The sequence below is a fragment of the Bartonella tribocorum genome (genome assembly GCF_002777915.1).
Classification (GTDB): domain Bacteria; phylum Pseudomonadota; class Alphaproteobacteria; order Rhizobiales; family Rhizobiaceae; genus Bartonella; species Bartonella tribocorum_A.
The window spans coordinates 118,011-132,256 of the sequence record NZ_NJGE01000001.1; the positions used below are offsets into that span (position 1 = coordinate 118,011).

General features: G+C 37.4%; 13 protein-coding genes. 4 read left to right on the plus strand and 9 right to left on the minus strand.

From position 1 onward, the window contains the following. Nucleotides 1-452: 452 nt before the first annotated feature. On the minus strand, nt 453-1,652 hold the full coding sequence (hemW, locus tag CER18_RS00465; protein WP_100128154.1) for a radical SAM family heme chaperone HemW: 1,200 nt from the start codon (nt 1,650-1,652) through the stop codon (nt 453-455). Then, nucleotides 1,649-2,296 (minus strand): RdgB/HAM1 family non-canonical purine NTP pyrophosphatase, encoded by a 648-nt coding sequence (rdgB, locus tag CER18_RS00470; protein ID WP_100128245.1) that lies wholly within the window; start codon nt 2,294-2,296, stop codon nt 1,649-1,651. Before rdgB ends, hemW begins: the two co-directional genes overlap by 4 nt. Nucleotides 2,297-2,775: 479 nt before the next feature. Between rdgB and hrcA the strand changes: the two genes are divergently transcribed. Then, nucleotides 2,776-3,846 (plus strand): heat-inducible transcriptional repressor HrcA, encoded by a 1,071-nt coding sequence (gene hrcA / locus CER18_RS00475; RefSeq protein WP_100128155.1) that lies wholly within the window; start codon nt 2,776-2,778, stop codon nt 3,844-3,846. Between the two features lie 125 nt (nt 3,847-3,971). After that, a complete protein-coding gene (gene grpE / locus CER18_RS00480; RefSeq protein WP_100128156.1) occupies nt 3,972-4,643 on the plus strand; it encodes a nucleotide exchange factor GrpE in 672 nt (223 codons plus the stop codon). A 91-nt stretch (nt 4,644-4,734) separates the two neighbouring features. On the opposite strand, the gene thpR is transcribed toward grpE, so the two are convergent. The 6 genes from thpR to CER18_RS00510 form a co-directional block, all read right to left on the minus strand. Next, on the minus strand, nt 4,735-5,274 hold the full coding sequence (gene thpR / locus CER18_RS00485) for an RNA 2',3'-cyclic phosphodiesterase (protein WP_100128157.1): 540 nt from the start codon (nt 5,272-5,274) through the stop codon (nt 4,735-4,737). Nucleotides 5,275-5,856: 582 nt separating this feature from the next. Then, complete coding sequence (locus tag CER18_RS00490; RefSeq protein ID WP_100128158.1) at nt 5,857-6,150, minus strand: HPr family phosphocarrier protein; 294 nt, start codon at nt 6,148-6,150, stop codon at nt 5,857-5,859. A 17-nt stretch (nt 6,151-6,167) separates the two neighbouring features. Then, on the minus strand, nt 6,168-6,566 hold the full coding sequence (locus CER18_RS00495; RefSeq protein ID WP_100128159.1) for a PTS sugar transporter subunit IIA: 399 nt from the start codon (nt 6,564-6,566) through the stop codon (nt 6,168-6,170). Nucleotides 6,567-6,701: 135 nt separating this feature from the next. Further along, entirely contained in the window at nt 6,702-7,166 is a 465-nt protein-coding gene (locus CER18_RS00500; RefSeq protein ID WP_100128246.1) for an HPr kinase/phosphatase C-terminal domain-containing protein, read from the minus strand. A gap of 23 nt (nt 7,167-7,189) precedes the next feature. Next, nucleotides 7,190-8,974: a sensor histidine kinase gene (locus CER18_RS00505; protein WP_100128160.1), complete on the minus strand. Its 1,785-nt coding sequence runs from the start codon at nt 8,972-8,974 to the stop codon at nt 7,190-7,192. Nucleotides 8,975-9,013: 39 nt separating this feature from the next. Further along, a complete protein-coding gene (locus tag CER18_RS00510) occupies nt 9,014-9,736 on the minus strand; it encodes a response regulator transcription factor (RefSeq protein WP_100128161.1) in 723 nt (240 codons plus the stop codon). Between the two features lie 387 nt (nt 9,737-10,123). Between CER18_RS00510 and lysM the strand changes: the two genes are divergently transcribed. Continuing rightward, nucleotides 10,124-10,579 (plus strand): peptidoglycan-binding protein LysM, encoded by a 456-nt coding sequence (gene lysM, locus CER18_RS00515; protein WP_100128162.1) that lies wholly within the window; start codon nt 10,124-10,126, stop codon nt 10,577-10,579. A gap of 112 nt (nt 10,580-10,691) precedes the next feature. Here lysM and CER18_RS00520 read toward each other — a convergent pair whose 3' ends face one another. Beyond that, nucleotides 10,692-11,246: a copper chaperone PCu(A)C gene (locus CER18_RS00520; RefSeq protein WP_100128163.1), complete on the minus strand. Its 555-nt coding sequence runs from the start codon at nt 11,244-11,246 to the stop codon at nt 10,692-10,694. 1,034 nt (nt 11,247-12,280) lie between these two features. Here CER18_RS00520 and dnaK point away from each other — a divergent pair. Beyond that, nucleotides 12,281-14,173: a molecular chaperone DnaK gene (gene dnaK, locus CER18_RS00525; RefSeq protein ID WP_100128164.1), complete on the plus strand. Its 1,893-nt coding sequence runs from the start codon at nt 12,281-12,283 to the stop codon at nt 14,171-14,173. The last annotated feature ends 73 nt before the right edge of the window (nt 14,174-14,246 follow it).

Sequence of the window (14,246 nt, forward strand, 5' to 3'; positions counted from 1 at the left end):
CTACAACATAAATGTGCTTATTTTCACTGTATGTCTTAATATTTTCCACGCTCTTATAAAAAACAATATATCATTGCAGTGTGCATTCACGTGCTTATTCTGAAGAAACGCTTTCAATGTTTGTTACATTCAACGGTGCTTATGGATAATGTAATATAAAATCTATAGGGCATCACTTCTCTTTACGCTTATGAAAAAAGAGACCAACATAAACTTTCTAGCTCAAAATATTGCGATAGCTTTTGGCGTTTGAAATTGTTTATAAACAGCATTTTTACGCCTTTTTAAATAGTTTTTATCTCAAAACTTCCTACTTTTAGAGGGTAAGTGGATGGTTGTAATTAATGTATTATAAATAGTTTTGAAATGAAAAAATCTTACGATATTTTTAGTTTCGCTTTTGCTATAAAAAAGATAATTATCATTAAAATCAATATATTGTTATAAAAACTTTAGTTTGCAAGTTGGTTGATAATGTGATCAAGAACAATACGACCTTTGGTTGTCGCTTTTAAGCGTTGGTTATCCACCATTTCTACCAATTCTTGGTGTTGTAAATCGATAAGTTTTTCCATTGGGATGCGTTTGGGGCTTAAGGTTTCATAGCGTGTAAGTTCCAAACCTTCGCAAAGGCGTAACCCCATCAGGAGCATTTCATTTGCTTGTTGCTCAGTGGTTAATCGTTCTGTTTCAATACAGCCATGTCCTGTTTTTTCGACCAATTCAAGCCACTGTTCGGGGTGCTTTTCATTGATTGTGACATAACGTTCACGGTTTTCAAGGTGTGATAAAGATGTTTTTGGAAAGGCGGAAGAATGATTTGATATGTTCTCAATAAAACGTCCGTGTGCTCCTGGACCAAAGCCTGCATATTGATGATAACGCCAATAAAGAAGGTTATGTGCTGATTCAGCACCAGGCATGGCATGGTTTGAGATTTCATAGGCAGGAAGTCCATAAAGAGCTGTTATTTCTTGGGTAAGATGATATAGATCTGCTGCCAGCTCTGATGGGGGGAGGACAAGCCTTCCTGCATCATGAAGTCGTTTAAAGGCGGTTCCTTCTTCGATTGTCAATTGATAAAGAGAAAGATGATCTGCTGCCAAATCAATGGCTTGTACAAGTTCAGATTTCCATTGCTCAAGGGTTTGTTCGGGGCGAGCATAAATAAGATCAAAGGATAAGCGTGGAAAAATTTTCCGTGCTAAATCAATTGCGTAAAGAGCTTGTTCCACATTATGGAGTCGGCCAAGTTTGCGCAATGCTTTATCATTGAGTGCTTGTATCCCTAGAGATAAGCGGTTAACGCCTGCCGCACGGTATCCGCGGAAACGTTCTGCTTCCACACTGGATGGATTTGCTTCCAATGTAATTTCAATTTTATCATCAAGTATCCACTTTCTTGCCAGTGCTTGCAAAAGGGCATCAACGGTTTGTGGCTCCATAAGAGAGGGGGTTCCCCCACCAATAAAAATACTCGTAATATGACGTGGACCTATTTTATGGTATTGCGTTTCTATTTCGCGCTCAAAGGCGGTGACAAAACGTGGTTGATCAACACCATGGATACGAACATGTGAATTAAAGTCACAATAGGGACATTTAGCTGCACAAAAGGGCCAATGGATATAAATGCCAAAAGGTTCATTCATGAGAATGCCAAAAGGTTTTTTGCCAAAAGTTTAAAAGCCCGTGCGCGATGTGAAAGAGGGGGAATATCATTGTGTTGCCAGCTGTGTTTTTGTTCTGTTGACATTTCACCAAAGGTATTTTCATATCCATCTGGTAAAAAAATGGGATCAAAGCCAAAGCCTTTATCGCCCCGTGGAGGCCAAATGAATGTTCCTTCAATGCATCCGTGGAAATAATCTGCGTGGTTATCAGGCCATGCAATGCAAATGACGGATATAAAACGGCATTTTCGTTGGTTTTGTTCTCGCGCTCCGATTCTTTGGAGTTCATCTTCTATTTTTTGCATCGCTTTTGAAAAATTACGTGTACCATCGGCTTGAATCGCCCAATCAGCAGTATAAACGCCTGGCGCACCATCCAATGCATCCACCTCTAATCCTGAATCATCAGAAAGAGCAGGAAGTCCTGTCTTTTTTGCTGCTGCAAAAGCTTTAATATAAGCATTTTCTTCAAATGTCGTTCCCGTTTCTTTTGGTTCTGGCAAACCAAGCTCTTTTGCTGATTGTATTATTAAACCGAAAGGTGCAACCAAAGTGGTGATTTCATGTAATTTACCAGTGTTATGTGTAGCAATGACAAGTTTTTTATTTGCTATGCTTCTCATATAGATTTCTCCAAAAATGAAAGGGGAACTATTTTTGTGATAAAAACCAGCTTCAATGCTCATATATACACACATTCTGCTTGATTTTACATGATAGGATTATTTTACACGTTTTATGATATTTTATTCAAATAAAAATTTTCGTATTTTGTTAAGACAATGATTGAAAAGACATGAGAGACGATTTTTTTATGAGAGCCTTTTGTAAAAAAATAATTTTCTACTCATAATGGTTTGTAAACAGCCAAGCTTTTCTTGGTAAGCCCTTGAAGAAGATTAATATCTGTCTTAAATATCCAATCACACTCTAATAAAAACAGCTCATGCATAATTCATATACCTTGTATCCTCACTCTAAAAGATGGTGTTTTATGGAGCGATAGGATAATATAGTTTTTATACTACTTTAGATTATTTGACCAAACCTTGGCAAAACTTATATAAGAGAAGAGTGTTTTTTAAGTAGTGAAATAATTGTGATGAAGCACAAACCTATTGATAATGAACTAAGATATCTTGATGAGCGTTCGCGTGATATTTTTCGCCATATTGTTGAAGCCTATCTTAATGATGGTGAACCTGTAGGATCACGTAATCTTTCAAGACTTTTACAACAGACATTATCACCTGCGACGATTCGCAATGTGATGAGTGATCTTGAACATCTTGGTTTGATTTATGCACCGCATGTTTCAGCAGGGCGAATGCCAACCCAATCGGGTTTACGCTTTTTTGTTGATGCATTTATGGAAGCGGGTGATTTGCCAAATGAGGAGCGAGAAAATATTGAAATGCAAGTCAAAGAGGCAGGGCATGCACAATCGGTTGAACATTTTCTTGTTCAAGCAAGCCGAGTTCTTTCAGATCTCTCCCGTGGGGCAGGGCTTGTTCTTGCAACAAAACAAGAAGGAACATTAAAACATATTGAATTTGTCCGCCTTGATAGGGAACACGCTCTTGCCGTTTTGGTGACTCAACAAGGTGAGGTTGAAAATCGTATTGTTCATTTGCCAGAAGGGGTTACCCATGCACAATTGACAGAAGCAACGAATTTTCTCAATGCTCATATTCAAGGACGTACATTGAGTGAAGCTAAAGAAGAAATTGCTTGTCTGTGTGCAGAGACACGGGCTGCACTTGATGATTTATCACATCATCTTGTTGAGACGGGATTAGCTCTTTGGGGAGGAGAAGATGCTGATCATAAAATACACCTTATTGTTCGTGGACGCAGTAATTTGCTTGAAGATGTGAAAGCAGAAGAAGATTTAGAACGGTTACGCCATTTGTTTGATGATCTTGAAACACGTGAGAGTATGGCACAGCTTCTCGATTTAACGGATGAAGGTTCAGGGGTTCGAATTTTTATTGGTTCAGAAAATAAGTTATTTTCACTTTCTGGTTCTTCTTTAGTCGTAGCGCCTTATCGTGATTCACAACAAAGAGTTATTGGTGCTTTAGGCGTTATTGGTCCTACACGGCTTAATTATGCAAGGATTGTGCCGATGGTTGATTATACAGCTCAACTTGTGTCACAGTTATTGCGTTAAAACGATGCAGGTAAGTATTTGTACTATAAAAGCTCATTTTATTAATATACATCTACACCTCTTGATTTTTGTCTGTAAAATTTCGATATCGAGAATAACAAATCTTATGAAGGAATAGAATTTTTATGTCTGATGAAAAAAACAAATTTACTGACGCTTCATTTGAAAATTGCGATTTAAAAAATCCCGCTGATCGTAATACACTTAAACAAGCAGCTGATGAACTTTTAAAAACACATAAAACAGAAGCACATGGAGACGTTGCAAAAGAAAGTGATGAAGTTGATCCTTTAGCGTCTTTGCAGGATGAAAATAAAGAGCTGAAAGATCAACTTTTACGTCTTGCTGCAGATATGGAAAATCTTCGACGTCGTACTGCGCGTGATGTAGCGGATGCGAGAGCTTATTCCATTGCTAATTTTGCACGGGATATGTTATCTGTTTCTGACAATCTCAATCGCGCTTTGGAAGCGATTCCAGAAGGTGCACGGGAAAGTGATGCTGGTTTGAAATCATTGGCAGAAGGTGTTGAAATGACTGAGCGTGCCATGATGGCAGCATTAGAACGTCATGGGGTGCAGAAAATTCATCCAGATGGGCAAAAATTTGATCCTCACTTTCATCAAGCGATGTTTGAAATTCCTAATACTGATGTTCCCGATAATACTGTTCAACAAGTTGTTCAAGCCGGTTATATTATCGGGGAAAGGGTTTTACGTCCAGCTATAGTGGGTGTTGCTAAAGGAGGAACAAAAGAAGCTTCTGTTGAAACTGATTCGGCTAAAACACATCAATAACGAGCCTTCAATGTAAAATGCAGCGTTCCTTGCAATTTTGCATGCATGGGTCTTTTCTCAAAGAGCTTTAAAGGGTGTTACAAACGCCCTTTTATCTTTGAAGAAGCCAATTTCCTTTTACAATATATGGTGCATCACTTGAGGGAGAGGGTGATAAAAATAAAACAAAATGATCAACCTCAAAAGGAGGAAATGAAAAATCACCCCGAGAGGACAGATAAGGAGGAAGATCTTCGGATTTAATATCGAGCAGTCGTGCAATAGTAATATGTGGAGTAAATTCTCTTTTATCAGGCGTTAGCCTTAAATGACTACGAATATATTGCATCTTTTCGTGTAAAAGATTGAGAGTTTCACAAGGTTCAATGTGAATAACAAGAGAATGTGGAGCGTTTTCTGAACCAAAAATGTCAAAGTCCTTCATTTTTAGCATAAAAGGGGAGAGCTTTATTGTATCAAAGGCGGATATAAGTGCATCTGCTGTAGCACTTTCAACTTCACCGAAAAAAGACAAAGTGATGTGAAAGTTTTGCGGATTGATCCACTGCGCATTTGGTAAGCCATTTTGCAACGATACAAGTTGTTGTGTTGTTTGTTGAGGAATCTGAAGGGCACTAAATAGACGATCCATAATATTATCTCCGTTATAATGAAAAGATGCTATCTCAAGTGCACTGACGGATAAATTAAAAGTGAAAAATGCCACGGAAAATAAGGCAAGAATATAGAAAAAGAATGTCTAAAAATGTTTACCATAATTATGAATGTACAAAGCCTGTTTATTTTAAGAAAAGAGTTATGATATCGATAAAAATAAAATTGCGTTTTCATGATATGCATCACAATGATGGGCATTGGGAAATTCTTTATGTATTATGAAAGGCGACAACATTTGCAGAAAATAAGGAAAATTGATTGATTTCTAATTTGTAAAATTATCTTGATATTTTTTTTCGCTTAAAAGAAAGCATACTCAGTGCAAGTAAGTATTCTCTTTTCTGTAAAGATGTAAATCATACGATTGAGCTGGGAAAAAGCCATAATACGTAACAACTATTTAAATTAGCCACCAATTTATAATTTTATAATAACTGTTCCAATCTACAATGGATATGAATAGTGTCATAAAAACGGGAAAAGCAATCAAAGTCTAAGATAATAATGGAAAGTTTTTTCTCTAAGGGGGATCATCCTTGTTTATGATGAGAAAGCGCTAGTTTTCCTCTCCAAAGTTGTTATTGATGAGTTTTTCAAGAGCATTAAGAGCATCTGTTGCTTCTGGTCCTGAAACACGGATGGTGAGATTGCACCCAGATGAAGCCGCGAGCATCATAAGCCCCATAATTGATGATCCACCAACGATTTTTCCATCCTTTTCAACTTCAACAGTGGCGTTAAAATTATCAACAGTTTGTACAAATTTTGCAGAAGCCCTAGCATGCAACCCACGTTTATTACAGATATTGAAATGACGGCTTATACATGGGAGGGTATCTTTGGAGAGCATCAATATTTTATCATCCGCTATAAAATCATACTTGGTACATTAATATATTTGCGTCCTGCTTCTTGTGCTATTCTTAACGCGTCTGATAATGAGATATCAGGACATTTGCGAATAGAAATCAGTTTAATAAGCATGGGCAAATTAACCCCCGCAATCATTTCAACGCGTCCTTTTTTAATAGCAGGAATAGCTATATTTGATGGTGTTCCACCGAACACATCTGTTAATATGATGACACCATTATCTGTATTTGTATCGGTTACTGCGGCTATAATATCACCTCGGCGCTGATCTATATCGTCATCGGGATAAACGCATATTGTTGCAAACTTTTCTTGTGTTCCAACAACATGTTCCACGGCATGTAAAAATTCGACAGCCAGCTCACCGTGCGTTACAAGCACGAGTCCAATCATTTACGCAAACTCCTGTTAACTAATAAGGTCCGACCATATTGGTGGGAAGGATATTTTACAAGGCTTTGTCTTGCTGCCAAGAAAAATTTGCAAAAAAAAGGCAAAAAGTGTGATTTTTTTATCTTTAGAAAAAAATTAGACAGGTTTGTGCCATATTTTTCTAAACAAAAACGCTTCAATAGCTTGACAAATGGCGGTACAATCGGCTTCACGAAGAGAGGGAAGTTTTAAAAGAGGAATGTGCAAATTTTCAACTTGAAAAGTTTTACTTGTGGAAAAACGTTCATACTGGGGACCAAGAAAAACAACACAGTCGATAGTTGTATGATTCTGAAACTCTATCATATAAAGGCCAGCGCCACGAATCTCGATGCCACCCCGTAAATTGTCAGGCGTGTATCCGTGGAGTTTTCCATTTTCTGCACGCAGCATTGTATAATCATCACTGATAAGCTTTGCTTCACGTTTTGACCATTCAGCGCGATCGAGCAGAGAGAGTGTGAGGGTTGATTTCCCTGATCCCGATGGCCCCATAATTAAGAGCCCTTTTCCACCCAGTTGAAGGCAATTTGCGTGGACTATTTCACATTTTGTTTTCATACCTTTTACTTTGGATAAAAGATTCATTTAACGAGGGGAAGCATAATAATAAAACGTGCACCAATTTTACATTTTCCAAGTGCCGGATCAATAATATTTTCTGCTGTAATTGTTCCATTATGGGCCTCAATGATTTGCCTACTAATAGAAAGTCCAAGTCCAGAGTTTTGTCCAAAAGCATCTTCGTTTGGTCGATCAGTATAAAAACGCTCAAAAATACGTTCAATACTCTCTGAACGAATACCAGGGCCATTGTCTTCAATGGTTAGAATAAGGGTTGAAGCATGACTTTTCATAGTAATACAAATTTTGCCACAATCACGGGGAATAAAGGAACGTGCATTCTCAAGAAGATTTGAAATCACTTGCCCTAAACGGAGCTCATGTCCCAGCACAAGATAGGCTTTCCCATAAGGGCGTGGGATAATATTAAGGCTTACATCGATGGTTTGCGCATTGCGGTATACTTCCTGAACAGCATTAACAAGACTCTCCAAAAGTGGTGTCATATCAACAATCTCTGCGGTTTCTCGTGCAAGCTCTGCATCGAGCCGCGATGCATCAGAAATATCTGTAATCAACCGATCAAGACGGCGTACATCATGTTGAATAATTTCAAGCAATTTCTCCTGTGCTTCTTCATTTTTAGCCAGAGGAAGGGTTTCAACAGCACTGCGTAGAGAGGTGAGGGGATTTTTTAATTCATGGCTTACATCAGCAGCAAAGCGTTCAATGGCTTCAATACGCATATAAAGGGCATTGGTCATGTCACGGATAGAGGTTGAAAGATGACCAATTTCATCTTCACGCATTGAAAAATCAGGAATTTCTACACGCTGATTATTGCCATTACGCACTCGGTTAGCAGAGGCAGATAATTTACTTAATGGATGGGCAATCGTATGGGCTAAAAAGAGCGAAAGAACCAAAAGTACACTACCTACAACGGCAAATACTTTAAATATAACCAATCTTTCGGCCTTTACAATGTTATCAATATCGGAGCCAGTGGTTGAAAGAAGAAGGGCGCCAACCACTGCACGATAACGTTGAACAGGAACGGCAACAGAAACAATGAGTTGACCTTGTCTGTTGCGTCTTTTGGCGGTAGCAAGAGATCCGTTTAATGCTCGGTACACTTCTGGATAAGCAATACCGCGGTTTTTTGTTTGTTCTCTATCAAGAGCAATACCTTTGCCATACAATGTGTTTGAATACCACGCAGTCAAGCGATCCCACATATTTTGTTCTGTTTTAAGTGGGGGTAAATCATAGCTAAAAACTTCTCCACTAGAATAAAGAACGCGCGAATCAAGAAGTAAAGTCGCATCACGATCATAAATACGTGCTCTTGTTGTTTTAGGTGTGATGAGACGTCGTAAAAGAGGGGCAACTTGCTCAGGGTTAATGGGGAAATCCCAAGAGTCGGTTGACTGGGGGGCAGGTGTAACGCTTTCACCAGTCTGTAATTCTAAGAGTTTTTGGGGGTCAATAAGGATAGAATTTGTATCTACTGTTGCAGAAGCAGCAATAGCCCCAGCGATAATTTTTCCTTGGGTACATAAACTTTTAATTTTTGCTTCAATTAAACCATCGCGAAATTGGTTAAGGTATAAAATGCCTGTAACGAGAACAGCAAGGGCAGCAATGTTTAATATAACAATGCGGCGTGTGAGACTGGAAAAAAGCAATTGCCTAAAGAGACGTTGTGTTCGAAGATGCAAACGAGAAAACACAAGAAATGGCATTGAGAATATACCATTAGGAGCTGTTTTTTTTAAAGTTTCCAGTTGAGAATTGTTAGTCATCGATTTGATTGCCGTTCAAATTTTTGCGACAAAGCACTCTTATACCTCGTGAAAACGATAACCTACACCATAAAGTGTTTCAATCATTGCAAAATCATCATCCACTTGTTTAAATTTTTTACGCAGACGTTTAATGTGACTATCAATGGTGCGATCATCTACGTAGACTTGATCACTATAGGCAGCATCCATTAAAGCATCACGACTTTTTACAACGCCTGGTCTTTGTGCTAGGGTTTGCAGAATCAAAAATTCCGTAACAGTCAAAATAACAGGTTTATCTTTCCATGTACAGGTGTGACGTTCTTGATCCATCACAAGATCTCCACGTTTGAGGGAAGATGTGGAAGTAGTTCCTGTAGAAAGCGGTTGATTACGTGCATTGGAACGGCGTAAAATGGCTTTTACGCGCTCAATGAGAAGGCGTTGGGAGAAAGGTTTCGTAATAAAATCATCAGCTCCCATTTTAAGACCAAATAATTCATCAATTTCATCATCTTTAGAGGTGAGAAAAATAACTGGAAGATCAGATTTTTGACGTAAACGACGCAAAAGCTCCATCCCATCCATTCGAGGCATTTTAATATCAAAAATAGCTAAATGTGGGGGGTGAAGTGTGAGACCTTTGAGTGCAGATGCTCCATCTGTATAGCTTTCAACCCGATATCCTTCTGTCTCAAGCGCAAAAGATAGAGATGTCAAAATATTGCGATCATCATCAACAAGTACAATCGTTTGCGTGATTGTTGGTGTATCTTTCATGGTTTCTTAGACCTTTCTATGGCTGTGGTAGCAAATTACCCACACTTATTTATATGGGAGTTCACATTTTTTTTGCAAAACAAATATGATACAAATTGTAGCAAAGTAAAAAACCTTTTGTCATTCCTGTAAAATCTTGTTTTGCTTTCATAATTTATAATGTTTTTACGTCTCTTAAGATCCCTTCGTTTGAAAGAAAATTTGCATAAAGGCTCTTTTTATCAAAATTTATTGCAGAGTTTATTCTTATCTTTGTCTCAAAATTGAACATGTTTAGTTTTGATTGTTGAAGTTTAGAAAATCCGCCTATGTGTTTTAAGAGCAAAGACAAGAATGCGGCAATATATGCACAAAAATTTGTTTCAGCTATACGATAAGGAGGTCATAATGGGATTTTTTAATTTTATTAAAACTGTAGGGGAAAAGTTAGGTATGGGGGACCATGAACCAAAAGAAAAAGACTTTAAGGCGGCATTTGATCATTTTCAACTTGGTACAGAAAAAGTCAATATTCAAGTTGAAGACGGTAAAGCTATTTTAAGCGGTGAGGTTCCAGATAGGGAAACACTTGAAAAAGCACTTTTGGTTGTTGGCAATTCACAAGGTATCTCTTCTGTGGATGTCGAGCAATTAAAGGTCATAGATGCGACACTTGGAAAAACTTCTCGTTTTTATGAGGTTAAATCTGGTGATAATCTTTGGAAAATTGCTGAAGACATTTATGGAAAAGGACAAGGTGATAAAAATACATTTATTTTTGAAGCCAATAAACCAATGTTGAAATCTCCTGATAAAATTTATCCTGGACAAGTTTTGCGTATTCCTGAAATTGACCATATTTAACGCATCAAAGAGGATAATTTTTTGCTTATATTATGGCATTAAACAAAAAATAAGAAGCGTAAAAAATTTCACGCTTCTTCATTTGATAAAATTTGTATTTATAAAAAAGAGCTTAGTGAACGTGAGTAGAATTAGAAGATGAGGTTGTTTTCATAGCGTTTACAGAAAAATCAATATTAATGGTTCCTGCGTTTTCAAATGTCAACTCTGCGCTAATTTTATCACCTAGCTTGAATGGTTGTGAAAGCCCCATAAACATAATATGATCACCGCCTGGCTTAAGTGTGACTTCACCATTTCCTGGAATTTCAATGCCATTATGCATTTTTTCCATTTTCATAATATCATTAACAACTGCCATAGTGTGCATTTCTGTTGTTTTTACACCGTTTGTGGAAATAGAAACTAAACGGTCTGGGGTATTACTGTGATTAATAATATAGAAATAACCGCTACTCACTTTTGCACCTTTAGGTGTTTCGCGTGCCCAAGGGTTGAGAATTTCTATGTCACCAAGTTTATATTGTTGGGCACTTGCTGGTAGTGTTATACCCACAAAGAGAAGAGCACATATGATATTTGCGATAACCTTTTTATGTGAATATAGTGCATGTATTGTATTCTTAAAGATGAGATTTGTTATTGTCTTGATAATAGATATCATCATTGATTTACCCTCCTTCATAAGATGAACACTTTGAATGTTTTTTATTTTAGCAGATTTTTTATTTAAAATAAAAGCAAAGAATTTCTAAAATAAAATTGATTTAGATATGAAAATAGAAATCATAGAATCCTGGTATCTTAAAAGAATACAGTAAGCTTTACAAAGACAAAACAGCTATCAATATTTGCGTATGCATCTCAAAAAAGTATTTGTAAATATTATAAATTTATGGTCCACCACTATTTTACTGAATAAAGCTACAATACAGAAAGATCATATACTTGATAAACTCTTAGTATTGCGATGACTCTTGACGCTTTAAAGCATTTATACAGAGGTATTTTAGATATTTTCAAATTTCAGAATTATACAGTTAAGAAAAAAGTTCTTTAGATACGTTTAAAGCACAGATTTCAAATAGTAATGAATGATGAGGCTGTTGGAAGGAGAGTTTTTAAGAGGAGATTGATAGATAATATTGTTATCAATATGAGCATATGGAAAAGCACCGTTTAATATTATGAAGGAGGTTCATAGAAAATAGTTTTATAAGATATGGCGGCTATTTTATCCTCAGGAAATTTTTTAATATTTATAATATTTATGATATAAGTTATTCGCCTTTAAGCGATATTTTTAAAAAGCTTTTATGTCAGTATTTTTTATTAATGATGAGAGCTTAAGAGTGTGTGTGCAATTACTCTTTGTTATTTTTATAGACAGATATGGTTGTTGAGAATTGCGAGAAAAATATATTATTATCTTAAGTCTTTTATAAATATGGTATTTATGGGTTATTAGAGTGCCTATTTTAAAAGAATTTTTTTATTTTGGAGATGTTTCTCTCATTATTCTCTTGTAGCAATAAAATCCTGTTCTTATATACGAGGCAGCGAGGCTTGTTTCGACTTGCGGTTTATGATTATTTTACGTTGCTTGAAGCAATAAATATAAGGGCTTTGAGTGTTATGAGGAGCTATCTTAAAAAGATGCTTTATGAAGGTTGAGGTAGCTTGCTGAATGGAGATTATAATATGGCAAAAGTAATTGGTATTGATTTGGGGACGACGAACTCTTGTGTGGCTGTTATGGATGGCAAAAACGCAAAGGTTATCGAAAACTCAGAAGGAGCGCGAACAACACCTTCTGTTGTTGCCTTTACTGATGGGGGAGAGCGGCTTGTTGGACAGCCTGCTAAACGTCAGGCAGTAACAAATCCTGAAGGGACAGTTTTTGCAGTGAAACGTTTGATAGGGCGCCGTTTTGATGACCCTATGGTTGAAAAAGATAAAGCGCTTGTACCTTATAAAATCGTTAAAGGTGACAATGGCGATGCATGGGTTGAAGAAGCGGGTAAGAAATATTCTCCATCGCAAATTTCAGCGATGATTTTGCAAAAGATGAAGGAAACAGCTGAATCTTATCTTGGTGAAAAAGTTGAGCAAGCCGTTATTACTGTTCCTGCTTATTTTAATGATGCACAACGTCAAGCGACTAAAGATGCAGGTAAAATTGCTGGACTTGAAGTTTTACGGATTATTAATGAGCCGACTGCGGCTGCTTTAGCTTATGGTTTGGACAAAAAGGACGGAAAAACAATTGCTGTTTACGACCTTGGTGGTGGTACATTTGATATTTCAGTCCTTGAAATTGGAGATGGCGTTTTTGAAGTTAAATCAACCAATGGAGATACATTCTTAGGGGGTGAAGACTTTGACATGCGCTTGGTTGGTTATTTTGCTGATGAATTCAAAAAAGAGCAAGGAATTGATCTAAAAAATGATAAACTCGCTTTACAGCGCTTAAAAGAAGCGGCAGAAAAAGCAAAGATAGAGCTTTCTTCATCACAGCAAACAGAAATCAATTTACCATTTATCACGGCCGATCAATCAGGTCCCAAGCACTTAACAATGAAGTTGACTCGGGCAAAATTTGAATCTCTTGTTGACGATTTAGTGCAGCGTACCATCGAGCCTTGTAAAGCTGCGTTGAAAGATGCTGGATTAAAGGCTGGTGAGATTGACGAAGTTGTTTTAGTGGGCGGTATGACACGTATGCCCAAGATTCAACAAGTTGTGCAGACCTTCTTTGGTAAGGATCCTCACAAAGGTGTTAATCCCGATGAAGTGGTTGCAATGGGTGCTGCTATCCAAGGGGGTGTTTTGCAAGGCGATGTCAAAGATGTTTTGTTGCTCGATGTAACACCTTTATCCTTGGGTATTGAAACTTTGGGTGGGGTTTTCACACGTCTCATTGAGCGCAATACCACTATCCCGACGAAAAAATCACAAGTCTTTTCGACAGCTGATGATAACCAAAGCGCTGTAACTATTCGTGTTTTCCAAGGTGAACGGGAAATGGCAAGTGATAATAAGTTATTGGCTCAATTTGATCTTGTTGGCATTCCTCCAGCGCCCCGCGGTATACCTCAAATTGAAGTTACTTTTGATATTGATGCGAATGGTATTGTTAATGTTTCGGCTAAAGATAAGGGAACAGGTAAAGAGCATCAGATTCGTATTCAGGCATCAGGTGGTTTAAGTGATGCTGATATTGAAAAAATGGTAAAGGATGCAGAAGAGCATGCGGCTGAGGATAAAAAACGCCGTGAAGGTGTTGAAGCTAAAAATCAAGCGGAGGCTCTTATTCATTCAACTGAAAAGTCACTCAATGAATATGGCGATAAAGTATCAGCTGAAGAAAAAGGACAGATTGAAACAGCAATCTCTGATTTGAAATCTGCGCTTGAAGGCAGTGATACGGAAGAAGTAACAACAAAGATGCAAAAATTAGCAGAAGTCAGTATGAAACTTGGACAGGCCATGTATGAAGCCTCACAAGCAGCGAGCGCTGATACTGAAACAGAGACAAAGAATGATGATGTTGTCGATGCTGATTTTGAAGAAGTTAATGATAAGAAGAAATAGTGTCAGCCTATGTGTTGATTAATTGATAAACCCGGCCTTTGAAAGATAAGGCTGGGCTTTATTATCTGAGATA